Raw genomic sequence first — 26,023 nt, forward strand, 5'->3', positions numbered from 1 at the left:
TACACCAAAACAGAATGTCACAGATAAAAATGTGGATAGCCAGAATACAGTTTCAAACTCACTTAAGTCAGTGTTTATTTTTGAGAGGTTATTAATTAAATAACCAGTAAATATTAGGGTCAATATGTACAGAGTGGCTTTGGTTTTTATTTCTTATCCCTCCGACCACTAATATGTCCCTGTATTGGAAGGTTCCACGTTATACTCTTTTTTCACATCAAATCTTTTGACTAATTCGTAAGGTCTTGCTTTAAATGCTTCATATGGGATGTAGTTAGCATCCATTGCGTCCAGAACCCTGTTTCTAAATTGTTCCCTCGTAATAATTTGTTCAATATTTTCTTTCGTTATTTTTGTAAAAAAGACTTCTGAAGTTTCACCCTCAGCTGTCCTGGTTTCACCAGACTGATACTCACCTCCGATAACTACACACGTAACTCCGCTCGTCACGTTTTGGTAAATGCCTGTTATACCATTTAAGATCACCTTAATTCCAGTCTCTTCAAATATCTCGCGGTGAATGGCCTCTTCCAATGTTTCACCTTCTTCTACCTGGCCGCCAGGCATTTCCATTGTATCGGACCGGTGAAAATTCCTGACTAGGAGTACATCGCCATCTTTGTTTGTGATATATCCGCTAACAGACAATATATGTTTAGGCGGATGATAGGAAGCAGTTGAAGACAAGAAATCTTTTTCTGCTTCTATTTGAATTTCGCCTAACTCCTCCATCGCTGACTGGTACTCTTCACTATTTTCAATTAAACTATTGATTCTTTCATAAAGCTCCATGCTGCTATATTCCCAAATAACCAGAATTTCTTCTTTTGTATCATTCACCCAGCGCCCAATTAATTTAGCTCCATTTTTAATATGGATTGGGTAAACATATGAATGAAAGAAATGATTCATTTCATTCAATCTTTCAGGCTGTATACTGTATGTATTTCTCATAAAAATCATTATCCAGCTCCCCTTTCTCTTCCTTTAATTTCCACATCGATGATGAAAATCCTTTTTTTTTTAAAGTACCGAACGGTTTTTTAGAAATTTTTAAAAGAAACATCAAGGGACTTGGTTATTCTGATATTTTATTTATAGGAATAGATTTTCCTGCAGGTAAAATTATTTTGAGGTGAGACAAGTGGCGATCAAGGGGATTAACCATTTATTATTTTCTGTTTCTGATTTGGAAAGATCAATTGCTTTTTACAAAAACGTATTTGAGGCAAAATTGTTAGTAAAAGGCAAAACTACCGCTTACTTCGATCTTAATGGTATATGGCTAGCCCTGAATGTGGAGAAAGACATACCTCGTCAAGAAATACACCAATCTTATACACATATAGCTTTTTCAATTGATGAAGGAGAGTTTGAACCCATGTATAACAGGTTGAAAGATTTAGAAGTAAATATTTTACCAGGCCGCCTTAGAGATGAAAAAGATAAAATGTCTATTTATTTTACGGACCCAGATGGCCATAAATTCGAGTTCCATACGGGGACGTTACAAGATAGAATTGATTATTACAAACAAGAAAAAGGACATATGGAGTTTTTTTAGATTTAGAAAGACGTAAAGTGTTCGAAGCTCACGCTTGATTTAGACAACTTGTTGCTGGAAACTTCCGATTTTGTCCGAAGTTGCCTTGGGTTTAGACAAAAGTCCGGCGGCTTCGGCTGATTTTGTCCGAAGTTGCTCTGGTTTCAGACAAAAGTCCGGCGGTTTCCTTTAGTTTTGTCCGAAGTTGCATCGGGTTCGGACAAAAGTCCGGCGGTTTCCTTTAGTTTTGTCCGAAGTTGCATCGGGTTCGGACAAAAGTCCGGCGGTTTCGGCTGATTTTGTCTAAAGTTGCCTTGGGTTCAGACAAAAGTCCGGCGGTTTCCTCCGATTTTGTCTGAAGTTGCCTTGGGTTCGGACAAAAGTCCGGCGGCTTCCTCTGGTTTTGTCCGAAGTTGCACGGGGTTCAGACAAAAGTCCGGCGGTTTCCTTTAGTTTTGTCCGAAGTTGCCTTGGGTTCGGACAAAAGTCCGGCGGCTTCCTCTGGTTTTGTCCGAAGTTGCCCGGGGTTCGGACAAAAGTCCGGCGGTTTCCTTTAGTTTTGTCCGAAGTTGCATCGGGTTCGGACAAAAGTCCGGCGGCTTCCGTTGATTTTGTCCGAAGTTGCCTTGGGTTCGGACAAATTCCCTTTGACTTGCTCCGATTTTGTCCGAAGTTGTTCTGGGTTCAGACAAAAGTCCGGCGGCTTCCTCTGGTTTTGTCCGAAGTTGCCCGGGGTTCAGACAAAAGTCCGGCGGTTTCCTTTAGTTTTGTCCGAAGTTGCCTTGGGTTCGGACAAAAGTCCGGCGGTTTCCTCCGATTTTGTCCGAAGTTGCCCGGGGTTCGGACAAAATCCCGGTGGCTTCCTCTGATTTTGTCCGAAGTTGCTCTGGGTTCGGACAAAATCCCGGCGGTTTCCTCTGATTTTGTCCGAAGTTGCCCGGGGTTCAGACAAAAGTCCGGCGGTTTCCTCCGATTTTGTCTGAAGTTGCCTTGGGTTCGGACAAAAGTCCGGCGGTTTCCTCCGATTTTGTCCGAAGTTGCCACGGGTTCGGACAAAATCCCGGCGGTTTCCTCCGATTTTGTCCGAAGTTGCCCGGGGTTCGGACAAAATCCCGGTGGCTTCCTCTGATTTTGTCCGAAGTTGCTCTGGGTTCGGACAAAAGTCTGGCGGTTTCCTCCGATTTTGTCCGAAGTTGCCTCGGGTTCGGACAAAAGTCCGACGGCTTCCGTTGATTTTGTCCGAAGTTGCCCGGGGTTCAGACAAAAGTCCGGCGGTTTCCTCCGATTTTGTCCGAAGTTGCCACGGGTTCGGACAAAATCCCGGCGGCTTCCGCTGATTTTGTCCGAAGTTGACTGGGGTTCGGACAAAATCCCGGTGGCTTCCTCTGATTTTGTCCGAAGTTGCCCGGGGTTCGGACAAAAGTCCGGTGGCTTCCTCTGATTTTGTCCAGAGTCGCCCTGGGTTCAGACAAACCTCCACCGGTTTCCTCTAAACTTGTCCGAAGTCTAACCTACATAGAAATTTAACACGCCCAATAAAAACAAAGCCGCCCAAATTGGCGGCTCTAGTCCTTAACTATTATTTTGCTTAACAACTTGTCCTTCAACTGACACTTTCTTATCGCCGATCGACAGCCAGGTCACGAAGATGAGCATGATCATTGCTCCCATCAGCTGGACGCTTTGGAGCATCGTATCAAACCATATCACTGAAATGACCATAACCGTTAAAGGCTCAACACTTGATAGAATGCTAGTTTCAACTGCAGTAATATAGTTCATGCTGCCTAAGAATAGCAGGAAGGCCAATGTGCCAAAGAAAATCAAGATGGCCATGATAAAAATCATCTTCGGCTGAGCCAATATGAGCCATTCATTGCTCATCCAAACCCGGTTCATTAATCCCAGAACAATTCCGCCAAACAGCATACTCCAGCCAACAATCGCCAGTACGCTCCATTCCTTCATTAAGCGAGCCGGGTAAAGGGTATAGAAAGCAAATGTCAGCCCCACCGCTATTCCCCATAGCAAGGCAGCAGAACTGACTAGCAGACTGCTAATGGAACCGTTCGTCAATAACAGAAACAGCCCGGCCAATGTACCAGCTATCCCCAGCATCTGATAGCGCGGCGGCCATTTTTTATGATTAAAAGAAACATAAAGTACGACAAAGATTGGAGCGGAGAATTGCAGCAAGGTTGCTACGACAGCATTGCTTGCTTCAATGGCCATGGTAAAAGTATACTGCAACCCGACCATTCCAAGAATGCTGAATACGATTAGCTGATTCCGCCAGTATGGCGTTTTCGCCACTGTGAAGATATCTTCTTTTTTGATTGCCAGGAACGCCAGGATACTGCTTCCGGCAATCATCATCCGGATTGTCAGGATAAAAGGAACTGATAATTCAGTATTAGCAAGCACCCACTCCGTGATCGACCCCGTCATTCCCCAGAGCATGGCTCCAATGACAATCATGAGTATTCCTTTTAAACGTACCATTGCCACCGCTCCTGTCTTTGACTTGAAATATATATAAATCTACAAGACCGGAAATCTACCTTTCCGGGCACCGTCTATCTCATTAAATATTATCTTACCATAAAAAAACAAATGCCATTCATAAATAGCCATCTAAACTAGAGTTGCTGCACCTTATTTTACCAGTCCATAATCGACAGACACTCTATTAGAATGTCATTACTTTGGGTAAATAATAAAAAAATCAAGGTGGTGGATGAATGAATAGTCAGACCCAATTGCAAACTTTAAAACAATATCGGACTGGCAAGATATTACCGATTGCTGCTCTAGGAATTGCCGGGACACTCTATGCTGTCAAATGGAATCGCCGGCGCAAGACTGCCGCTTTTTCCCACTCAAGGATGCTTAAAAATATTGAGCAGGACTCTAAACATATCAAGCTTGAATGGAAGGGTATGAACAGGCCTTATCGTGTATTTAGAGGTGATGAACTCGTATACGAAGGATTGGAGCCAAAGCTGGTGGACCAAAACCTTGTTCCAGGAACCCTTTACACCTACTGTATAGAAACCCTTGATGACCAAGACAATGTATTGGACAGAATGCGAATCCAAACAACTACAGCAGTTGATTTCAGGGAAAGAGAGAATATTCTTGAGGATTTGCTCATAACAACAATAGTTACTCCTGGTCAAATCAGTTTTGAATGGGAACCGATCGAGGGTGTTACAGAGTATAGTATTTTCAGGAATGGCGTAAAGCTGAAAACAGTGACTTCCTGTGCTTTTATCGATAAAGGGATTGATGATCACGAGAATTATATTTACAGGATTGAAGCCAGACGGCCTATGCAGCGTTCCGAACAGGTAAAGTGGGAGCTGAAATCGGTTATCGCCAATGCGGTGGGGGCAATCAAGAAAGATTCTTCCACTGAAATGGCTGCTGATGAGGAATTTACTATCACAAAAAGGATTGGACCAATACAGGAATTGCTGAAACCCCCGCAGGAAAGAAAGCTTAATCCAGGAAACTGGCAGTTTAGGTACACAACTTTTTTAAAAGAAGAATGGCTTAAAAATCCAAATGCCGCATCACAGGAGCAGGTTTTCAAAGGCGACCACCGCTCATTCGATCCTGAGTCCTCTGAATTCAGGACCAGAGGCGACGTATTTATCGACACTGAAAATCCATCTGCCCTTCTTAGCAAGGCTACCAGTAAAACAGAAGCATTTAACAGTGAACAGGAACCTATAGAAACCGCGAGCGCTTCTGACGAAGGAATTCAATTGGAAAAGGTTCTTACAGACGATGACAGAGTCAAGTTTCACCTGAACCATTCTGTCAGCAATCCGCTCGTCGTCTCCCCTGCCATTGACTATCATGTTTGCGGAACCTTTTATAATGACAACGAATATGACCTTGTCGGAATCCACGATCAGGCGCCTGAGCATGAGGTATATCTTAAGGAACCAGGCACAGATGAGTGGCATGTCATCCACCAGGCTCACAGCAAAGGTCTCGAAATGATGGCAGAACCAATGGCCAATCATTACTGGCGCTACTCTACTTTCACTAACTAAAAAAACGGAAAAGCTGACTGCCAGCTTTTCCGTTTTTTCTCTTATAAAAATCTCTTTCGCACATTAGGCGGAGGCAGCATACAGCTGTCCTTCTGGCCGAACCATTTGAATCGGTTTTTGGCAATGAGATCATATACAATATTCCTGATTGGCGCTGGAACGATCATGAACACATAAAGCAGCTTCCATGCTCCGCGCAAATGGCGACTGATCCGCAGTGCAGCGGACGATTTATAATAAACCTTCGCATTCTCGATCAGAATCATGCTGTCCACATCATCAGGCACATTATGTTTCTTCAGCAATTCCTGTCCTGCATCACTCTGGAGCGATGCGAAACGGAACAGCTCTTTGTCGTCACGGTCGAGGATAAATTGGACACTGGCATCACAAAAGTTGCATACACCATCGAATAAGATAACAGGCTGCATGCTCCATCCCTCCTCAATTGAGATTGAGTGATATCTCTATTGTACCATTTATCCTTTTTGAGGAAGATAAAACAACGCTTCAGAATTTTCTCAGGATTTATCTCTGGTTAATTCTTCTCCAGTACGCTACTTCTGACCATGAGCCTGTTTAAGTATTTCATCCCTGCCAAACTGAGGCGCATCCAAATAAAGCTGTACAACAGACTGAAAACAATAACTCCTATCGTAACACTAACACTTATTTTGCTCGAGATCGCAGGACCCAACACCGGAAACTGGAACAAGTACAGCAAGGTTAAGATTCCAGATGCCAGGGAAAGCCCTCCAGTGATTGTAACTGAGGTTTGATTTTTTGCCAGTTTAAATCCGGTACCCAGCGAGACGCCGAGCAATCCTGTCGTAAATACAAAGATAAGCACTTCTGACGGCTGGAGGAAAATTAATAGCATGGCAGTGACCACATAAGTGAGAAAACCAATGCGGGCCGAAATGACAGTCGCCAGAACAATAGGACCTGTAGCTGCAATGCTGAAAGCATAACCAAGTCCTCCGAATAATCCTGCTGATTGAAGAATCGCCGCAATCGTCCCCAGCAGGCTACCGGTGATCAGCTTGACATTTTTGGAATGATGTCCAGGAATGGCCTGATGCTCTTTTTGAAATAAATTGATTAAACCCACAAGCATATCCCCCTGCTTAAATCATCGATTTTGTCTAAGAAAGGCTTCAAACATCCTCTTTGTAAAGGAATCAAATTGAATCCATCTCTAACATGTATTCCTGAAGAAGTATTTCATGTATTATTTTTTCATGGACAATCGCAAACTCGATGCTAACAATCCCCTTTTTATTCCAAAAAATAGCCGATGAACTTTAAATGGTATTAAAGAATCTTGAACAGACCTTTACTATGATATTTTTAACCGATGCATAAACATTATGGCCAGGAATAACGCTTGTGAATTCTGGGTGACTGCCCATTTGCCCCGGGACATCTATCCTATTCTCCTTGCTTTGAATATAGTGTAGAAGCTATGGGAGGTGACTGTGATGACTGGCTTGTATACACATGGTTCCTCACCGCTGGGAGATCTGCAGGATTGGGAAAAGCAGGCACTTGAAAAATTCTTCGTTAAAATGAGCGATAAAGAAAAGCCCTTCCCATGCATCCCGGCAACGATTGGATTTTCGATGAATCAGCTGCGATATGGATTTGTTGGCAATCCAGGAATGGAAACAACGATTAACGAACTTGCCAGCTTACTGACAAGCTATACAAAGCATTCAAAGGAGATAGGAAATTATACTTCTTTGGTTATTTTTTATGAGACACCTGAATCAATGAAGAATGAATCCGTTGAAGAATTTGAACAATTATTCTGGAATCATTTAAGTGGTCTAAGCACACTGGATGAATTTGATTGGCCAGAGGATATTCCTACTGACCCACATGATCCTATTTGGGAATTTTGCTTCAGTGGCGAGAAATATTTTATGTATTGTGCTACCCCTGCACACAAAAACCGGAAAAGCAGGCATTTTGACGTGATGATGCTTGCGATTACTCCGCGCTGGGTTCTGCAGGAATTTAATAAGTCACAAAGTTATGCAGGGAGAATTAAGGCCCAGGTGAGAGAACGGCTTGCGAAATATGACAGCATTGCGATTCACCCAGATCTGAACACATACGGAGCTGAGGATAATTTTTAATGGCGGCAGTACTTCCTCCGGGATGATGATACTTCTTTATCAAAATGCCCATACCATAGAGTGCTTAGATTCCTTGGCATCGATAAATAAGCGCAGAAAGCTGGCTCCTGCGCTTTATTGTTCATTCAACTGCCTAATGATTTCAGCCGTATTCTTTGTCACTGCTGGACTTTTTACTCACAATCACTCTATATCATGGAAATTACTTCAAATCTCATTGCTAATCATGGTAAACTCTATGAAGATGTTTTTTACATAGGCGAAAACTTGATGAGGAGGATTTTTGTGAAACGGTATTCGCTGTTTTTCTTGATATTCACGTCACTCGTTCTTTCTGCGTGCAGCAGTGATGAACCGGATGAAAAAGTCGGAGCCGAACAACCGGCTAAGGAAGTTGTTAAAAAGGAAGTAACAAAGCAGATTAAATCTGAACATTTGAAGAATATACGTATAGAGGTTACAGAGGAAAGCCTGATGGACCTGGAGCCCGGCTCGATGATGGGCGACCTGAGCTATGAAAAGGACATAGAAGACATTGGTTTCAATACACCTGAATTAGACTCCGAGCTAAAAAATCAACTGCCGGCGAAACTCGAAGAACTCGCCAATGGCGCAGCTGACTTGGAGACAATTAAAAAGGGACTCGTTTCCCTGCTAGCCAGTCCACATTATAAACATATTATCGAAAATGCTAAAGCTTATGAACCGCATTTCGAAGAGCCTTTCCTGCCTGACCCGACAAAGTCTGTAAGTGAAGAAAAGGAAACGAAGGCTTCTGATAAAGCGATCATCCTTCTTGATGCAAGCTCAAGTATGCTTCAACAAACAGATGGCCGTATCAAAATGGAAATCGCAAAAGACGCGGTAAAAAGCTTCGCCAAGACGATTGGCCAATCCAGTGAGGTTTCACTGCTAGTATACGGTCATAAAGGCTCCGATTCAGATGCCGATAAAGGAGCTTCCTGCTCAGGAATTGAAGAAGTATATCCTATGGGCAAATACGAAAAAGAAGTTTTCCACGGAGCTGTCGATTCATTTGATAGCAAAGGCTGGACTCCACTTGCAGGTGCCATCCAAAAGGCCGCAGAGATGAGCAGCAGCTATGACGGCAATACAACGATTTACATTGTCAGTGATGGAGCCGAAACCTGTGATGGTGATCCCGTCGGGGCCAGCAAGGATCTGGTGGCCCAGAATGCTGAAACTACAGTGAACATCATCGGATTCGATGTAGATGGTGGAACAGAGAATCAGTTGAAGGCAGTTGCTGAAGCCGGAAACGGAGAATACTTCAAGGCTGACAACCCTGAGGAATTGAAAAATACAATCCAATACGAGTGGCTCCCTTCCACCCTCGACCTGGCATTTGCATTTACAATGGCGCCAGATGGATGGGATATGGTCGCAGAATACAAAGTCGCAGAAAAGTACCCTCTTGAACTTTGGACCGTTGGAAGAAAGGAAGCACATCGGATCATCGACGCAGCCGCCATCATGTCCGAGAAAGGCTGGATCAGCGATGAACAATATTCCGAGTTAAGAGATTGGGGCTTTGAACGCAGTGAAGCCATGAAAGAACTCCATTACGCCATGAGCAAAACCAATCGTGAAAAAGCAGAGACCGAAAGCAAGGAAATCAGGCAAAGAGTCGACGACTGGGTGGAGAAAATGAAAGAACTGAAAAAAGAGCGCGGCGATACGTGGTAATGCGCCTCGTTTTAATTGTACATTTTAAACAAAGGGCCCTCAGATAGAGGGCCCTTTGTTTCGGCTTATACTTTGTCCAGCAAGAGTTTCTATTCTCTCACCACACCATGGTTAGTAATCATTAGTTTGATTTTCTTGTATTGTTGTGCACCGTCATAAACAGATTTGTTCACAACCATTTTTTCTCCGTTCAGTTTGATCCAGTATTGCCGTTCCTCTGCAAAATTCCCATAAATATTCCTGGTTGCTACACTGATCCCTTTATCTTCAACAATTCCCACTGCAGAATCCACCTTAAAATTTGAATAGAGATAATCCTCATACGCGAACGCCAGTAGAATAATGCAGAAGACCCAAATTACAAAATAGAGTATTTTTTTCATCTTTATCACCTAAAGGTAGTTTGCGATGAATTAGAAAGATATACTCTTGAAATTTTGATCGTATGTATATTTCCACAAGGTAAAATATGCTAAAATCACTAAGAGCCCACTGGGGAGGATGAGAAGTTTTATGCATGCTGAGCAATTAAAGTCAGAATTGACAAAATTAGATTTTCAAAAACCTGAAACAGCTAAGAGCAAGGATCTTAATCATCTTATTCAACAAATGGTTGAGCATATCGGTTCTACTGACCCCGTACTAAGGGATAAATTGATTTACACTTCATTTTATTATTTAACGAAAGATGATTATTTAAATCATCAACAAATGACATACTTAATCGAAACCTGTCTTGGCAAAAACCACTTATATAAAGGCATTGGTCTGACAGACGATGATTCGGTATTCACGAGAGCATTTTCTACCCTTGTGATTGCGCTTATTTTAGACAGGGACCGTGAAGAACGATTTCTTTCGCAAGAATTAGCCCTTAAAGCCATAGAGAGCAGCATTCTTTATTTAAAAGAAGAAGAAGATACTCGAAAATACGTCGAGGAAAAAGGCTGGGCCCATTCTATAGCGCACGGAGCTGACCTTTTGGCTGAGGCTGTTAAGCACCCATTATTTGACTTATCTTTAGCAAGCGAATGCCTTAATACAATCGGCGGTTGCATCCTAAAAGATACAGCTTATATCGATGAAGAAGATGAGCGTCTTATCTATGCGGTGTTTGCCCTATTAGAAAAGGGGATGAATGAACATCTATTAAAAGAGTGGATTGTGAATCTATCAAACAAAGTAGTGGATATTAAAAATACAGCTGGGTATACCCCTTACTTCTTCCGGATGAACACGAATGTAAATCAATTCATAAAATCGCTTTACTTCCGGCTGCTGTTTTTAAACACAGGGATGAATACAAGACAGGAGATTGAACGTATTTTAAAATCTCAAATCATAGTATAAAGAAATTTTCGGGGACTAAAAAGAACGCAAAGGTGCTTTGCGTCCTTTTCATACTTATAACATTTGTTTGGCCAATGAAATGGTGTCTTTCTTAATCTGCTCTTCGGATATATTCGGATTGTTGTAGCCAATATTATAATAGACCCCATCCTTTTCAAAAGAAAGGGTTCCGTTATAGTACCCTGCGACTTCTTCAGTTATTTGAACTTCATCCCCTAACGACTCGGCGTATTCCACTTTAAAGTTATGGATAGAAATCATAAGAATGATGTTATCTTCTTTGTTTTTTGAAACACTCATTAAATCGACTCTTAACTCTTTCCCATCGTGCTTGAAATCCTCAATGGTCATTTTCAGCGGCATACCGTCAAAAGGAAGTTCCTTAGGCGGGTATACTTCAAATGGCAATGCATCTAAGCCTACTTTCAAGGATGGTACATTATATAAGATCGGTATTCTTTTCAACTGTTCCTCGGTGGCATTCCCGGTTTGTTCCACTTTCTCGAGTTTACTAGTATCGAGCGCTCCATTTTGTTTTTGCTGGCAGCCGAAAAGCAATAGTATTAGGATTATAAGAATAAATGATAACTTTTTCATCTTTTCTCCCCCTTTACCTTTTAATACGGAAGAACGCTGGAAAAGTTTCAAAATTTACCCAAATACTCAAAAACTAACCAAACATTATTTCTTATTGTTCCAAACGTTTGCTCCAAAGCCCACCGCCAGGACACTGAAGATACTTCCAATCAAGATAGATTATCACATTTTACCTCAGAAAAAACAAAAAAAGCAGGGGAAATCCCTGCTTATCTTGTCACAGCCCCGTACTCGGCAGCCAGCTTTTCTCTTAAAAACTTTGCCAGCTCAAGCATGCCAAATTTTCCTGCCTTTGCCTCTGCATCGGGATTGTAATTCGTATTTGTATTGATATCGTAAGTGAAGATTTCCCCTGCCTCGTTTCTGATGAATTCAATTCCGGCAACATGAATATTATTTGATTCAAGTACTCTTTTATATTTTTCAATAATGGGATCATTAAAGCCTTCAATTACCTGGAATTTCGGCTTTTCTTCAACCTCTTCACCTACCGGGCAGAACAGGTCTCCAATCTGGCATGCATCAGCCGGGCATAATTCAAAACCTTCCGAAGTATCGACTTTCACTGCATAAGCAAACTGGCCGCCGACAAACTCGCATCTGGTAATATAGCCCTCCGGGGACTGGATATATTCCTGAATCAGTGTCACACCATCAACCGGTTCTTCAAAAGAAGGTCCGTCAACATATGCCTTCAGTGCTTCGATTGATTGAAACAGCTGGACCCCAAGACCTTTTCCTGCTCGATTATGCTTCGTGATAAATGCCTTCCCGTCAAATTCCTTCGCAGCATCCAATAGCTGTTTTTTCCCGACAGTCGCAATTGTCCTCGGAGTTTCTACTCCATGCTTGGCCAGCTCGAGGTATTGCTTGACCTTGCTTACTTCCAGTTCCAGCGCCCGGGATCCGTTGTATACCTTCCTGCCGTTGTTCTCCAGCCACGATAGAACCTGCGCTGTATATTCAGGGGCGAAGCGATGGCCTCTTGTGTGAGAGGAAGCGCTCATCCTGCTGTAAAAAATACCTTCTGGCGGTTCCTTCGATAAATCCAGCAGGCCTTCGTCCAGATGCCATTCCTCAAAAGGAATCCCCAGCTCCTCAAGCCTCTTTGTTAAATGAATGGTCCATTCACTATTTTCATGGATGATGTATACTTTGCTCATTATTTCTTCCTCCCCTTAGTTTAATGTAGATTATACAATCGCTTGCTTTCTTTTTGCCTCAACAAGCGGCATTACTTGTTTTGCGAAACGTTCCATTTCTTCGAGCTGCGGAGAGAATTGCAGTAATAGCAATCCTAAACCGGCATCTTCATACTGCAATATCCGCTCGGCGATTTGTTCTGGTGTCCCTACTAAATTTGGCCTCAGTCCACGGTTTGATACCGAGTAATCCTGAAGCTGAATTTGCTGTTCAAGCTGGGATTTGCTTGTAAAGTCCTTAAAGCCCGCATAGGCACTTGATTCTTTTACAGTCGTGATCCGTTCCAATTCTGCAAATGCTTCTTTTTCGGTATCGCGGCAAATGACATAGGCAGCCATTCCGAACTCTGACAGTCCTGGATTTGACGTAGCAGCTCTGCGGTCTTTCATATCGGTTATTTTCTGTTCAATTTCTTCTACTGTTCCGCCATGCATGACATAGGCATCGCATTTTTCAACAATAGTCTGTTTTCCCTTTGGACTTTCCCCGCCGGCATAAAGAATCGGATTTGGCCGCTGGACTGGTTTCGGGAACAGCTTCGTATCCTTCAGCTGATAAAACTTCCCTTCATAAGAGAAGCTATCTTCACTCCATAGTCCCTTGAGTACATCAATGAACTCCGTAGTCCGCTCATATCTTTCATCATGTTCGGTAAAGATCCCGCCGTACTGACGCGCTTCTTCCTCCCACCAGGCAGAAACGACATTGAGGGTAAATCGCCCGTTGCTGATTTGGTCTATGTTTGCCGCCATCTTTGCTGTGATTGCAGGATTGTGGAAACCCGGCCTAACAGCAGCCATGATCTCGATTTTTTCAGTCACAGAAGCCAAAGCAGCAGCTGTTGTCCAGGCTTCTAGGGAGTCATGCTCCGGGCCTTTGATATCATTAAGATACAATTCGGCGATCAAAGTAGTTGAGTAGCCCCACTCTTCTGCTGACTGAATCACCTGCTTTGCATAATCAAAGGTAGGCGGCATGTTTTCATCCTCTACATTCCTTAGCCATCCGCCAAATATCGGCAGCCAAAATCCATACTTCATCACAATCTCTCCTCTGCTCATTTAAACTCAACTTAACCAACCCGATAAGTTGGTTTTACAGGAAAAACATTAGAGACTTAAAATTAAGCCTCCTAAACACAAAAAGCTCCCTTCTTTAAGAAGAGAGCCATAGAATACTCTCTTCTCATCTTTCAGACAAAATTGTCCGCAGGAATTGGCACAGTATTCTTTCAGAACCTGTTGCCGAGGTTTCGCAGGGCCTTTCCCTCCACCTCTCTTGATAAGAAGACATCATGTATTAAATTTTAGTTTAATAAAGTGATAATATTCTAAATTCAAACAAAAGTCAATTCGTTTATCGAAATATTTTTATATTTCTATCGGAAATCCTGACAGAAATTTATTTACCCTCCGAGATGCCTCTATTAGTCTTTCTGGAGGCTGAACCATAGCGATCCTGACATACCCTTCGCCTTGTTTGCCAAAAGCATCACCAGGAACGACGGCAATCCCTTCTTCCTCAATTAGCTTGAAGGCAAAATCGCGGGATTTCCAGCCGGCAGGAATTTTAGCCCACACAAACATCGTTGCCGGAGAATTAGCCACTTCCCATCCGCTGTCCCGAAAACCAGATACCAAAGCATCCCGCCGTGCTTCATACTGCTTTAGCTGATCCTTCAGGAAAGAATAATCAGAAGTAAGTGCGGCAATCGCTGCTTTTTGGATTGGGTAAAAGATGCCGTAATCGATATGTGATTTAAAGGAAGCAAGAATATCGATGACCTGTGAATTTCCTGCTACATATCCAATACGGCAGCCTGCCATATTGAAAGTCTTTGAGAGTGAATTGAACTCTACTCCAACTTCCTTTGCACCAGGGACGGATAAGAAACTGATTTGCGGGTTATGATCGTAAATCAATTCAGAATAGGCGAAGTCATGTACGACTAGGATATTATGTACGTTGGCGAATTCGATCACCTGTTCAAAAAAGCTGGTGTCAGCAAGTGCAGTGACAGGATTTCCAGGATAGCTCAAGATCACCATTTTTGTTTTTTGTAAAATTTCAAGAGGAATCTCATTAAGCTGCGGCAGGAATTTATTCTCTTCCAGTAAAGGCATAGGATAAATAGTGCCGCCTGCGATGGTAACACTCGCTTCATAGATCGGGTAACCTGGATCTGGAACAAGTACATAATCACCAGGATCAATGATGGCTGTAGCAAGATGCGCAAGCCCATCCTGCGAGCCCATTAGCTGCAGGACTTCACTTCCAGCTTCCAGTTCAACCGAATAACGCTGATGGTAAAAGTATTTTACCGCCTCGTTAAATTCACTAATTCCCTTAAGCGTGTACCCATATTTCCCTGGATTCATCGAATATTTAGCAAGCTCCTCCATGACAAAAGAAGGCGGTCCAAAATCCGGGCTTCCAATACTCAGGTCGATCACATCTTTCCCGTTCATCAAGGCCGCCTGCTTACGGTCAACCACTTCCTGAAAAATACTGGATGTCATTTTTCTAATCTTTTCTGATCCGTAGATTTTCATGGACATTCCCCTTTACTGTTCATTCATTCATGATGTTTTCGTCGAGGTTGATTCATCTGAATTTTTAAAATATAAATTCGATTATAGCATTTTCGTTTGATCAGTTCTAGAAAAAAATAATATGAGCTGCTATCCACCTTAACTTGCAACTGATTAAGCTTTTATTGCGGATAATTCCAGTTGGTGGTGATTTTTAATGTCAGTTTGATTTTTTTTAACATTGATTGAAAGCCTTTTAATACCTGTTACCAACAATTTAATACCAGTTGGGATTTCGGGTAACCGGATAGGTTAGATTTGCGAATATCGATGTTAAAACACAAAAAGAGCTGCCCAGGGCAGCTCTCCACTATTCTCGTGTGATGATTTTGTCGATAATCCCATATTCGAGTGCTTCTTGGGCACTCATGAAATAATCCCTGTCTGTATCCTTTGCGATTTTTTCCACTGGCTGGCCTGTTCTCTCGGATATAATTTTGTTCACATGATCACGCAGCTTAAGGATTCTTTTGGCTGAGATCTCAATTTCCGTCGCCTGGCCCCTTGCACCGCCCAGCGGCTGATGAATCATGATTTCACTGTTTGGCAATGCAAATCGTTTCCCTTTTGTACCGGCAAGCAGCAGCATGGCTCCAAACGATGCGGCCATTCCGATACAGATTGTGCTGATATCGGGCTTGATGTATTCCATCGTATCAAAAATCGCGAAGCCTGCTGTGGTTGAACCTCCAGGACTATTAATATAGATGGAGATATCCTTTTCAGGATTATCTGCTTCAAGAAACAGAAGCTGAGCAATAACGCTGTTTGCCACCTGGTCATTGATTTCATCTCCAAGCATGATGATCCTGTCTTTTAAAAGCCTTGAATAAATATCGTATGAACGCTCTCCACGGTTGGATTGTTCTATGACATAAGGAATTGTACTCACTTTGGTCCTCCCTTTCCTGCTTACGCAGCCATTTTGAAAGTAGAGAGAGGTGAACGGGAGTGCAGAGACATTTCCGGTGAACAAGGAGCAAGTGCCGGAATCTCCTGGATATTTTCAAGCAGCACAGTCGGATCCTCAGACTGAAGAGATTCGCAAAGCAGGTCTGACAGCAGCTTTTCTTCCTCGTCATTCAGTTCCTGATCCACTTCACGCAGGCCGCCTTCCCTCTCAAGCCTTTTCCTTGCACGATGAAGTGCTGCTTTAACCGCCATTTCTGTTGAGTCCAGCAGTTCGGCAATTTCACGTGATTGAAAACGAAATGCTTCCTTCAGGATAAAAATCACTGCCTGCTTCGGCGTCAATTTGGACATGACCATCTCGACTGTATCCCTTACGCTCCCCTGAGTGAATGAGGCGAGATTTTCAGGTATGCCCGTTATCTCGCGGCTTTGCTTCCTGATTGTATCCACCCATTGGTGATAAGCTATTTTTTTCAGTAAGGCCGCGCTGATTTGAGACGGCTCATAATGGCGAATTGCCTTCACCGTTACTTCCTGGACAAGGTCATCGCCGTCCCAGCTGCTCTTGGTAAGAAAACGGCAATATCGCTGCAGACTTTTATAGTGGATCATGATTCCGGAATCCTCTGCTCTATTCAAACTCCTGAGTTTATTGATCGACATCCTGTTCACTCCTTTGAACCTCTCTGCCCCTTAAACGGCTGGAGGGAGAGAAAAGATACGGCCTTACAAAATAATTTTAATTCTTTTTTCAGTATATGCTGGTAAACAACTTAGCCAGCTTTTTCATACCGTTTATTTTTTTCTAAGTACTACTGCTAATGGTATTAAAGTGATTGCTATTAAAGTTGGTATTAGAGCCAGCAAATAAGTCTATATGGATTCATCCCTTTTCCGTCTTAGGTGAGAAAAAAACATCACACTTAGTTATGAAATAAATACGCATTAAAAATTGTTTTTATATTCTTATCATTAAAGGTATCTTAATCTTTTTGAAGGATTTTGAAAAATGGATTTGTAAGTCTGTTCGTAAAGATTGTTGTTAAAATCCTAAAGCCGATTTTAACGTATTATTATAAGGCCATTTTGCAGGTCGGTATTAAGTTGGCATGCTCTTTTCTTACAAAGGAGTCAATTTTGCGAAGAAAAATGGGTCATTTAATTTTATTTTGTAGTCAAAAGCAACAAAGTTTGTGAAAAGAGCCATTTGTAAAAACCAGGCAGCGATTTTACATTCAGAAAAAGTGACGAAACTTATGAAATCAGCCTAGCCATTTAATGGTTTTGCCACTTTATCTATGTCACCCTCATGATTCCCTGTCCCCTTTTTAAACGTCCAGTTCACCAGAAAAATCCCTATGAAAATCAGCGCTCCGCCTGCATACACATACCACTCCACGACTTCATCGAGCAGAACCCAGCCGGTTAGTACGCCAAAAAAAGGCGCGAGGAAAAGGAACGCGCTTGTTTTTCCTGGGTCACCTTCATTTAAAAGGTAAAACCAAATCGCAAACTGAACGATAGATGCCATTATCGCCAGCCAAAATATGACCGTAACTGACACCATATTGATCGTCAGACGCGGAACTTCGAGAGTCACACCCAACAATAACAGGATGCTTCCGCCAAATAGCATTTGATAAGCGGTCAACACCCAGACATTGAAGCGGCTGCCCCATTGTTTGATCAAAATGGTCCCGATCGACCATGACACCGCTGCTCCAAGTCCCAGAAGCGTTCCGGTTGTCAGTTGCAAATGGAATCCGAGCGTAATGAATACACCGAAAAAACCGACAACAGCCCCAATCCACTGAAGAAGCCTGTAACGGATTCCCAGGAATACCGTTCCCATTACCACAACCATCAAGGGATTGGTAAAGGTTAAGATTGAGGACTCTCCAGCAGTGATTGTTCGCAAGCTAAGAAAAATACAGCCCATGACCCCTGCCGTCTGCATCATACCAATCGTGAAAATCCTTCCCCAGTCAGCGAGCTTGTCCGGCTTACTCCTTTTTCTTACAAGTACCGCCATCAGCAACCCGGCAATCGTGAATCTTAATCCAACCAACAGCAAGGGCGAGACATAATTTAAACCAATCTTTCCGACGGTAAAAGAAGAGCCCATGAGAAATGTAGTGACAACAACTAGGACGATGAACATGAGTGGATGAAGATTTGTTTTTTCCATAATGGCCCCCTTTTACAGAAAGTATATTCTGCTTAATAAGTGAATTTCCCTTTAAGATAAAGCCTCGAAAAAACTTAGAGGATTTCCCCTCTGAGCTTCTGTTTAAGGTTCAGAAGGTTTCAGTGTTCATTCTCAGGCTTTCGGGCTTAATTGAATCTCATCGCTAGACTTCACATCTGCAAACCAGCGCAATGCTTTATTATGATGGTTGATGATTTGCTGTGCTGTTAGTTCGGAGCTTGGCCAAGTGCTATGTAAATCGGAAACTAAAGTAACTTCATATCCCTTGCTGAATGCACTTCTGCATGTCGTATCAACGCAAATCTCCGTTTGTATGCCAACGAGAAAGAGGTGTTCGATTCCCTTTTTTCTTAACTTCTGGTCCAGGGTTGTTTTTAAAAAGGAGTCCGGGGTAGTTTTTTGAACAACTATTTCTCCCTCTTCCGGGCTAATTTCTGAATGGATTTCCCAGCCATATGTACCGTTTTCCAATGGATATCCGGTTGTTTCATTATGTTGGATATATACGACAGGTATTTTTGCCAAACGTGCCTGTTTGATCAGCGCCTTGATTCCTTGCAGCAGTTCATTCCCATTGAAAACTTCTTCTCCTTCCAAAAACATCGTGTTTTGAACATCAATGATGACTAATGCTTTGTTTTCCATTCTCATTCCCCCAGTATCTTGTCCAGCTTCTTTACGTTTTTTTCACTGGCAAAAGCATTAAAGTGATTCAAAATTAATCGTCTACATTGTATTTCTATAACCTGATCCCATTCCCCTTTCCCGAAAAGAGAAAACGGTACTTCAACTTAGAAGCACCGTTCAAAATTCACCTTGTTTTTTCAACCAGTTCACCATTTTCAATCGTAATCAGCTTTTTAGCCATATTCACAAACAAACCGTTCTCAACCACGCCCGGAATCATATTCAGCTTCCCTTCTAATTCCTCAGGTGATTCTATCTGTTTAAAATCGCAGTCGAGAATATAGTTCCCATTGTCAGTAATGATTGGCTGGTTCCCTTTTAGTCTTAATTTCGGTTTACAGCCAAGCTCAGCGATTTTCTTCGAGGTCATTTCTGCGCCGAACTTTACGATTTCAACCGGCAGCGGGAAGGTTCCCAATTTATTTGCTCCTTTGGATGAATCCGCGATGACAATAAAGGCAGAAGCAGCATTCGCGATGATTTTCTCCCTTAGCAGTGCCCCTCCGCCGCCTTTAATCAAGTTCAAATCAGCGTCAAATTCATCGGCTCCATCAATTGCGACATCGATCCCTTCCACATCCTTAAAATCCACAAGCTGGATACCATGCTCCACAGCTAGTGCAGCAGTTTGCTCCGATGTTGGGATTCCTTTAATCTTTAGACCGTTTCTCACTAACTCACCCAATTTTTTGATTGTATAATAAGCGGTTGATCCAGTTCCAAGTCCAACGACCATTCCATCTTTTATGTATTCTACAGCTTTCTCGCCAACCATTTGTTTTTCATTCATTGCCCACACCTCTGCTGAAATTAAATACATCTTTCATTTTACCCTTTTAAAAGAATAAAACTCGCATTTAACCCGAGCCTATATAAACACAAATATAATAACCTGGGCATTGTGCTAATTAAAACGGGACATTTGTTTGGGATAATTTACTCTTTAACCTCTACACCAACTATGTCCTTAAATTTAATACTTATCACACTTCCATCTTCACCGACCATCCGGATCTCCTTCCGTATTAGATCAAGAAAATGGACATGGCCTTTTTCTTCATATGTAAATCCATCTTCCCACTTCGTAATTTTAACTGGGTATGTATATTCCATGGCGTAACAAATCCGATTTTCAAACTCCTGAATTTCGTATTCGTCCAGCAGCGGCCTGGCTTGCCGCAGTTCGTCACGTGCCAGTTCGCGCAGTAATGCCCGGTGCTCAGGCATAAAGTGTGCAGGCATGAATTTGATTTTTCCTCTGTCTCGTATTCTCATGCTGACCATCCTTTCGGGAGTACTTAAAGCTATTATATCCCGAACAAACGTTCGTAAACTAGAGAAAATTAATTTTTAAATAAAAAAACTGGCCTAGGCCAGTCTATGCAATCACTTCATGATATTTAAAATAAGTAGAAAGCTTGGAATCAACGTGGTCCTTCCACCCGTCTAAAGGAACATTCAGTTTCTTCAGGATTTTATAGGCGTGTACCCATGCGCTCATTTCAGCAGTAATTCTATAAGACCAATCATTCAGCCATTTTTCATAGTCAAGATCGTCATTAACAAAATCAATACAGTGGCCAATCTCGTGTGCAAAGGCATATACATTTTCCAGTGTAGTCGATAATGGAATCGTTATGGACATGTTTGGATTAAAATTGATTTTTTTCTTAGAGTCGTAAATCACCTTGCAGTTCAACTTTTCCGCCTCTTCTACTAAAAGTAAAAAAGCTCCGTACGTAACCATACCATTTTCCCCTTTTATCTTTATAGTTTTTCTCTCTATTATATCGGTATTTTTTAAAATATATACACCTATTCTAAATATTCTGAAATAAGCCGTTTTACAGATAGGACATCTTTGGCTGGCATATCATGATAAGAGGCACCATAACTTGGAGGATGATTTAATATGAAAATACATGTTGTAAGACCTGGTGACACTTTATGGGCCATTTCACAAGGCTACCTAACTGCCATGAACCAGATTATTTTAGCGAATGAGATGGATAATCCGAATGTATTAGTGGTTGGACAGTCCCTTGTGATTCCGGAAACTAACCGTGAGTATATCGTACAGCAGGGTGACAACTTATGGGGAATAGCCTCACGCTACGGAGTAACTGTACAGGAACTGGCTAGCTATAACAATATCGCAGATCCTTCGCTGATTTTTGTCGGCCAGATGCTTCAGATGCCATTCTTGAGTCACACCGTGCGTTCTGGTGAAACCTTATGGGCAATTGCCCAGCGATACGGTGTAAGTATTAACCAAATCACAGAAGCTAACAGTATATCGAATCCTTCACTCATTTATCCAGGAAGTGTATTAAGAATACCTGCGCCTCCTAAACCATTAATTGAAGTAAATTCCTATATAACGAGAATGGATGAGACAGGCAGAAGAAATGTTTTGTCACGTGGGCACCTTTTCACTTACCTTGCTCCTTTTTCTTATAAGATGGGTGAAGATGGATCACTCCTGAATCTACAGGATACAAATGTTCTTCAAGCGGCAAACATGACCAACACCCCACCATTATTGACGATTACGAATGAAGCGGATGGCTCCTTCAGTTCAGATCGGGCAGCCGCCATCCTGCGAAATCCTACCGTCCAGGACACATTGTTGAGCAATATCGTCGCTAAAATGAAAGAAAAAGGCTATACCGGCTTGAATATCGATTTCGAATACGTCTATCCGGAGGACCGCGAAAACTATAATAACTTTTTACGAAAAGCCGTTGCGCGTTTGCATCCGGAAGGGTATACCGTTTCGACTGCACTGGCTCCTAAGCAAAGTGCCGGTCAGCAAGGTTTGCTGTATGAAGCGCATGATTACGAAGCACACGGAGAAATAGTTGATTTTGTCGTGATCATGACATATGAATGGGGCTGGTCCGGCGGCAGGCCATGGGCCATCGCACCGATCAATGAAGTAAGGAAAGTTCTCGACTATGCCGTAACAGCCATCCCCCCTGATAAAATCCTGATGGGCGTGCCTTTATACGGAAGAGACTGGCGCATTCCCTGGGTGCAGGGAACCTATGCGCGAACGGTCAGCCCCAAAGGAGCAGTGGATCTTGCGGCACAACAGGGCGTCAATATCCAATTCAATGATACGTACCAATCACCATTCTTCCGCTATACCGACGCAGACGGCCAGCAGCACGAAGTCTGGTTCGAAGACGCAAGAAGCGTTCAGGCCAAGTACGATACAGTGAAAAATTATGGATTGCGCGGTGTCAGCTTCTGGACATTAGGGCCATCATTTCCTCAAAACTGGCCAGTCCTGCATAATAACTTTAGGGTGAGGAAGCTATAAATATGAAAAATCCTGCGATTCCGGGATCGCAGGATTTTTATATGCCATCAAATATAGACCTTGCAAGAAACCTGAACAAATAGAAAACCAGCCGGAACGGAAGAATGATCAATTCCGGAATCCAAAACAGCACATCAAAAACAAAGTCCCAAAAATTATAGCTGCCATCCTGCTTCTTTTGCCTTCTTTTTTCAGACCGTTTTTCTACTAACATTTCAGGTTCCTCCTATTTATTGTTGCACTCTTCGCAAATGATCTTACCCTGATACTGGATAAAAGCTTTGATCTCCGTCATACCCTTCTTTTCCGGGTACCTCATTTTTACGTAAATCTCTTCATTTGCTTGAATTTCCTTCTCGCATTCCGAACACCGTGCCGTGATTTTGAACATGACCTTCACCTCGGTTTTAAATACGTTTTTTATGTATTAAAAGTTTCAACCTTTTTATTGGTACTGCTATAAAACATGTCAACCGGTGATAAATTCACTCCAACCGTTGATAAATTCCCTCTAACCGTTGATAAAACTGCGACAACCGTTAATATATTCTCTCTAACCGTCAAAATTATTGCTGCAACCGTTAATATAACCCCTATAGCCGCTCATACATCTCTCTAACAGTCCATTCACACCCCTCAAACCAATAGAATCATTAAAACCCTGACCAATATTGGCCAGGGTTCTCACAATTCAATAGATATCCTGCCTGATAAACACGGTAAATGAAACAATCAAAGCAGCCAATCCCCACAGCGCCAACACGACAAGAGAAAAACCAAGGGTCATCCCTTCAATTGGCGGCGCCTGGCCAGAAAGATAGCCTGTCAGATTCAAATTGATCATAAACAAATATTTTGCTGACTCCCAGGATGAGACCATATTGCTAAGGATTGCTCCGGAAATCAGCGCAGCGAGCATGACGCCCATTCCGGCTGGCGTATTCCGTATCAGAACCGACAGCATGAAAGTGATTGTTCCAACAATCAGGGCCACAAACCACACAAGGCTGAACTCCATTAACAAGTATTGCCACTGGGGAATCATCTGAATCGCATTCGTATTCAATTCATTTCCTTCGACACTGAACCCGGTTATAACAGGAGCAGCCCAGCCTTGGTACCCAAAAATGAGGCCGGATATCAAATAGGACAGCACCCCAAACAACACGACAATGATTGATACGGATAGAATCAAAGTGATATATTTGCTCATCAGAATCTTCCAGCGCTTCACCGGCCTTGTCAGCAAAAGCTTTACCGTTCCTGCGCTCCGTTCGGAGGAAACAATATCAGCTGCCACCACCATAATCATCAATGGCAGGAACAAGTTGATCGAGTGCTCCGCGAAAACACGTGCAAAGCTAGGCGCGCCAGGCTCCATCGGATTCACATTGTTATCAAGATAGTATTGCTGCTGCTGGATACGGAGCTGGAGTTCGCTTTTCCACTCATCTGAGATTCCACTGCTCGTGATCCGATTTTGAGTATCGATGATTTGCTGCTGCAGAGTCGTCCGCCAATCAACATCCCCAAAGCGCTCGAGCCTTCTTTCAATTTCCCTGTATTGAGAATAGGTAAAAAGTGCGACCAGCACCGCTATGATTCCAGCGACAATCAGGATTCTTTTTTTGCGAACAATCTTCAGCATTTCATTCCTGACGAGGTTAATCAATCGACTCACCTCCAGTCAGTTCAAGGAAAAGGTCTTCAAGTGCAGGCAATTTCCTGTTCATTTCATTCACCTGGACACCCTTTTCCACCAGCATCCGGTTCCATTTAGCACTTTCATTTTCTAAATAAGGAGTAACCAAAGCTCCATCTGCCCCATCCGCAACCGTTGTCACTCCATTCAGAATCTCTTTCGCAGTATCACGGGGTTCCGCTTGCCAGATGACTTTCTCCTGCAATGCCAATAGATTTTCAACATAGTCCACTTTGATAACTGAGCCTTTCGAAATGATCGCGACCCGGTCACACATCAGCTGGATTTCACTTAATAAATGGCTCGATACCAGCACCGTCAAACCTTCTTCTTCGGCCAAATATCGAATGAAGTTCCTCATCTCCCTAATTCCCATTGGATCCAATCCATTCGTCGGCTCGTCCAGAATCAAAACCTTTGGCTTTCCCAGCAAAGCCTGGGCAATCCCAAGACGCTGCCGCATTCCAAGGGAATACGTACTGACACGATCATGAATCCGTTCATTCAACCGCACCAGTTCAACCACATAATTCATATGCTCGCGGTCCATTTCGGGAAGCATCCTCGCAAAATGCTCAAGATTCTCCCAGCCTGTCAAATAGGAGTAGAGTTCGGGGTTTTCGACGATACAGCCCATTTGTGACATTGCCTTCGTAAAATCCTTTCTGACATTGCAGCCGCCAATTTCGATTGTCCCGGAACTTGGCTTGATCAATCCGACAAGCATACGGATTGTTGTCGTTTTGCCAGCACCGTTCGGACCAAGAAACCCAAAGACCTCGCCTCGTCTTAAATCAAAGTTGATTCCTTTGATGATCTCTTTTTTGCCAATCGTCTTTCTCAGCCCTTTTACAGACAGCGTGATCTCACTCATTGTTCTCCCCCCCTTACCATGTAATCAAAGACGCGACCCGTTCTGCAATCAACCTGTAGCCCTCAGCATTCGGGTGGAATTTATCTGTGTACAAGTAATCGTTCACACTCAGCTGGAACAAGTCGAAAGTAGGCACATAAACGGCTTTCTCATTCTTGTCAAGCAGCTGATTTGTATCGTAGTTCCAATCTCGGACGATCTTCGTTGTCTGCTCGGAATCATTCAAATCGATGAACGGATTATATAGTCCAATATGAAAAATGACAGCCGAGTCATTAATTGTCGTCAACTCTTTTAAAATCGAATCAAGGTTTTTCAAATAACTTTTCTTGGCCTGTGCTATTTGCTGCTCATCCATTTGCAAAAACGTTTGCCCGCTCTGGAACAAATCATTGCCGCCAATCGTTATGAGGATGTAGTCTGCACTTTGAATCTTCCTCTGGATTTCTCCTTGCTTCAGCTGATCCAATAGCTGATTGGAACGGTATCCTTTAACTCCGAAATTATGTATTGTGATCTTTTCCTTTGATTTTTCCTCAAGCTCATCAACCAGATAGCCAATATAGCCTTTGCCTGTATCATCCCCGGTTCCCCGAGTCAGTGAATCCCCAAGGGCCACAACCACCTTGCCGTCCTTTTCCGTATCATCTTCTACTGGCTTTTTCTCTTCGATGACTCCCGACGCTCCATTGCTGAAAAATTGATTCTGAATCGTCCATCCAAGACCGAACAGCATTAATAATAATGAAAGCACTGAAAAAACCAGTGTCAAACTAAGCGAATACCTTTTCACCAGACCACCCTCGTTCCACTAATTGGTAAGCTTTATTTTATAATAATTTCGATCGGAATAAAAATGATAATAGTGTGGCGAATGTGCTGGAGTGTGCTTTTGCCAATTAAAAATGCAAAAAGCTTGTTTTCGTAAGGATTGTTGTTAAAATCTTAAAGCCGATTTTAACGTAATAAAACGCCATTTTGCAGGTCGGTATTAAGCTTGCATGCTCTTTTCTCACAAAAGATCCAACTTTCCGAAGGTAAATAGGTCATGTTATGAGGTCAGTAGCAACAAAGTTTGAGAAAAGAGCCTAAGCAAAAAAGCGCGCAGCTTTATATGC

The 26,023-nt window shown here is 42.7% G+C and carries 26 protein-coding genes and 1 riboswitch; of the genes, 6 read left to right on the plus strand and 20 right to left on the minus strand.

Annotated features, from left to right (window positions below; genetic code table 11):
• Positions 1–168: 168 nt before the first annotated feature.
• Positions 169–963 carry an NUDIX hydrolase gene (locus J7E37_RS02715; RefSeq protein WP_215022312.1) on the minus strand — a complete coding sequence of 265 codons (795 nt, stop codon included), beginning with the start codon at positions 961–963 and terminating at the stop codon, positions 169–171.
• Between the two features lie 181 nt (positions 964–1,144).
• Between J7E37_RS02715 and fosM the strand changes: the two genes are divergently transcribed.
• Positions 1,145–1,564: a FosM family fosfomycin resistance protein gene (gene fosM, locus J7E37_RS02720; protein WP_215022314.1), complete on the plus strand. Its 420-nt coding sequence runs from the start codon at positions 1,145–1,147 to the stop codon at positions 1,562–1,564.
• 1,551 nt (positions 1,565–3,115) lie between these two features.
• On the opposite strand, the gene J7E37_RS02725 is transcribed toward fosM, so the two are convergent.
• A complete protein-coding gene (locus tag J7E37_RS02725) occupies positions 3,116–4,045 on the minus strand; it encodes a DMT family transporter (protein WP_215022316.1) in 930 nt (309 codons plus the stop codon).
• A 239-nt stretch (positions 4,046–4,284) separates the two neighbouring features.
• Here J7E37_RS02725 and J7E37_RS02730 point away from each other — a divergent pair, with 239 nt between their 5' ends.
• Entirely contained in the window at positions 4,285–5,607 is a 1,323-nt protein-coding gene (locus tag J7E37_RS02730) for a DUF3238 domain-containing protein (RefSeq protein WP_215022318.1), read from the plus strand.
• 41 nt (positions 5,608–5,648) lie between these two features.
• On the opposite strand, the gene J7E37_RS02735 is transcribed toward J7E37_RS02730, so the two are convergent.
• Positions 5,649–6,038: a thiol-disulfide oxidoreductase DCC family protein gene (locus J7E37_RS02735; protein ID WP_215022320.1), complete on the minus strand. Its 390-nt coding sequence runs from the start codon at positions 6,036–6,038 to the stop codon at positions 5,649–5,651.
• A 107-nt stretch (positions 6,039–6,145) separates the two neighbouring features.
• Positions 6,146–6,718: a hypothetical protein gene (locus J7E37_RS02740; RefSeq protein WP_215022322.1), complete on the minus strand. Its 573-nt coding sequence runs from the start codon at positions 6,716–6,718 to the stop codon at positions 6,146–6,148.
• A gap of 370 nt (positions 6,719–7,088) precedes the next feature.
• Here J7E37_RS02740 and J7E37_RS02745 point away from each other — a divergent pair, with 370 nt between their 5' ends.
• A complete protein-coding gene (locus tag J7E37_RS02745; RefSeq protein WP_353049979.1) occupies positions 7,089–7,748 on the plus strand; it encodes a YqcI/YcgG family protein in 660 nt (219 codons plus the stop codon).
• A gap of 285 nt (positions 7,749–8,033) precedes the next feature.
• A complete protein-coding gene (locus tag J7E37_RS02750; RefSeq protein WP_353049980.1) occupies positions 8,034–9,455 on the plus strand; it encodes a VWA domain-containing protein in 1,422 nt (473 codons plus the stop codon).
• Between the two features lie 89 nt (positions 9,456–9,544).
• Here the strand turns inward: J7E37_RS02750 and J7E37_RS02755 are convergent, their stop codons facing one another.
• Positions 9,545–9,736 (minus strand): hypothetical protein, encoded by a 192-nt coding sequence (locus tag J7E37_RS02755; protein ID WP_215022326.1) that lies wholly within the window; start codon positions 9,734–9,736, stop codon positions 9,545–9,547.
• Between the two features lie 232 nt (positions 9,737–9,968).
• Between J7E37_RS02755 and J7E37_RS02760 the strand changes: the two genes are divergently transcribed.
• Complete coding sequence (locus tag J7E37_RS02760) at positions 9,969–10,805, plus strand: DUF2785 domain-containing protein (RefSeq protein WP_215022328.1); 837 nt, start codon at positions 9,969–9,971, stop codon at positions 10,803–10,805.
• A 54-nt stretch (positions 10,806–10,859) separates the two neighbouring features.
• Here J7E37_RS02760 and J7E37_RS02765 read toward each other — a convergent pair whose 3' ends face one another.
• The 11 genes from J7E37_RS02765 to J7E37_RS02815 all read right to left on the minus strand — a co-directional run bounded on the left by J7E37_RS02765 (position 10,860) and on the right by J7E37_RS02815 (position 20,751).
• Complete coding sequence (locus J7E37_RS02765) at positions 10,860–11,402, minus strand: hypothetical protein (protein WP_215022330.1); 543 nt, start codon at positions 11,400–11,402, stop codon at positions 10,860–10,862.
• A gap of 209 nt (positions 11,403–11,611) precedes the next feature.
• Positions 11,612–12,565, minus strand: a complete 954-nt coding sequence (locus J7E37_RS02770; RefSeq protein WP_215022332.1) for an ATP-grasp domain-containing protein — start codon at positions 12,563–12,565, stop codon at positions 11,612–11,614.
• A 30-nt stretch (positions 12,566–12,595) separates the two neighbouring features.
• Positions 12,596–13,645: an LLM class flavin-dependent oxidoreductase gene (locus tag J7E37_RS02775; RefSeq protein WP_215022334.1), complete on the minus strand. Its 1,050-nt coding sequence runs from the start codon at positions 13,643–13,645 to the stop codon at positions 12,596–12,598.
• Between the two features lie 142 nt (positions 13,646–13,787).
• Positions 13,788–13,893: riboswitch (SAM riboswitch) on the minus strand.
• Positions 13,894–13,975: 82 nt separating this feature from the next.
• Positions 13,976–15,157 carry an LL-diaminopimelate aminotransferase gene (locus J7E37_RS02780; RefSeq protein ID WP_215022335.1) on the minus strand — a complete coding sequence of 394 codons (1,182 nt, stop codon included), beginning with the start codon at positions 15,155–15,157 and terminating at the stop codon, positions 13,976–13,978.
• A gap of 349 nt (positions 15,158–15,506) precedes the next feature.
• On the minus strand, positions 15,507–16,088 hold the full coding sequence (gene clpP / locus J7E37_RS02785; protein WP_215022337.1) for an ATP-dependent Clp endopeptidase proteolytic subunit ClpP: 582 nt from the start codon (positions 16,086–16,088) through the stop codon (positions 15,507–15,509).
• 20 nt (positions 16,089–16,108) lie between these two features.
• Entirely contained in the window at positions 16,109–16,771 is a 663-nt protein-coding gene (locus tag J7E37_RS02790; RefSeq protein ID WP_215022339.1) for a sigma-70 family RNA polymerase sigma factor, read from the minus strand.
• 604 nt (positions 16,772–17,375) lie between these two features.
• Positions 17,376–18,296, minus strand: coding sequence for a DMT family transporter (locus J7E37_RS02795; RefSeq protein WP_214783973.1), 921 nt, complete (start codon positions 18,294–18,296; stop codon positions 17,376–17,378).
• A gap of 132 nt (positions 18,297–18,428) precedes the next feature.
• A complete protein-coding gene (locus J7E37_RS02800; RefSeq protein ID WP_215022341.1) occupies positions 18,429–18,962 on the minus strand; it encodes a cysteine hydrolase family protein in 534 nt (177 codons plus the stop codon).
• Positions 18,963–19,128: 166 nt separating this feature from the next.
• Entirely contained in the window at positions 19,129–19,794 is a 666-nt protein-coding gene (gene rpiA, locus J7E37_RS02805) for a ribose-5-phosphate isomerase RpiA (RefSeq protein WP_215022344.1), read from the minus strand.
• A 146-nt stretch (positions 19,795–19,940) separates the two neighbouring features.
• Positions 19,941–20,279: a YolD-like family protein gene (locus tag J7E37_RS02810; RefSeq protein WP_215022346.1), complete on the minus strand. Its 339-nt coding sequence runs from the start codon at positions 20,277–20,279 to the stop codon at positions 19,941–19,943.
• A gap of 103 nt (positions 20,280–20,382) precedes the next feature.
• Positions 20,383–20,751 (minus strand): hypothetical protein, encoded by a 369-nt coding sequence (locus J7E37_RS02815; protein ID WP_214783984.1) that lies wholly within the window; start codon positions 20,749–20,751, stop codon positions 20,383–20,385.
• 165 nt (positions 20,752–20,916) lie between these two features.
• Here J7E37_RS02815 and J7E37_RS02820 point away from each other — a divergent pair, with 165 nt between their 5' ends.
• On the plus strand, positions 20,917–22,329 hold the full coding sequence (locus J7E37_RS02820) for a LysM peptidoglycan-binding domain-containing protein (RefSeq protein WP_215022348.1): 1,413 nt from the start codon (positions 20,917–20,919) through the stop codon (positions 22,327–22,329).
• 37 nt (positions 22,330–22,366) lie between these two features.
• Here J7E37_RS02820 and J7E37_RS02825 read toward each other — a convergent pair whose 3' ends face one another.
• The 4 genes from J7E37_RS02825 to J7E37_RS02840 form a co-directional block, all read right to left on the minus strand.
• Positions 22,367–22,543: a hypothetical protein gene (locus J7E37_RS02825; protein WP_215022350.1), complete on the minus strand. Its 177-nt coding sequence runs from the start codon at positions 22,541–22,543 to the stop codon at positions 22,367–22,369.
• A 477-nt stretch (positions 22,544–23,020) separates the two neighbouring features.
• Entirely contained in the window at positions 23,021–24,001 is a 981-nt protein-coding gene (locus J7E37_RS02830; RefSeq protein WP_215022352.1) for an ABC transporter permease subunit, read from the minus strand.
• A complete protein-coding gene (locus tag J7E37_RS02835; protein WP_215022354.1) occupies positions 23,994–24,905 on the minus strand; it encodes an ABC transporter ATP-binding protein in 912 nt (303 codons plus the stop codon). The genes J7E37_RS02830 and J7E37_RS02835 overlap by 8 nt, the downstream gene beginning before the upstream one ends.
• Positions 24,906–24,918: 13 nt before the next feature.
• Positions 24,919–25,698: an SGNH/GDSL hydrolase family protein gene (locus J7E37_RS02840; RefSeq protein WP_215022356.1), complete on the minus strand. Its 780-nt coding sequence runs from the start codon at positions 25,696–25,698 to the stop codon at positions 24,919–24,921.
• Between the last annotated feature and the right edge of the window lie 325 nt (positions 25,699–26,023).

It is taken from the genome of Bacillus sp. ISL-39 (genome assembly GCF_018613295.1).
Classification (GTDB): Bacteria; Bacillota; Bacilli; order Bacillales; family Cytobacillaceae; genus Mesobacillus.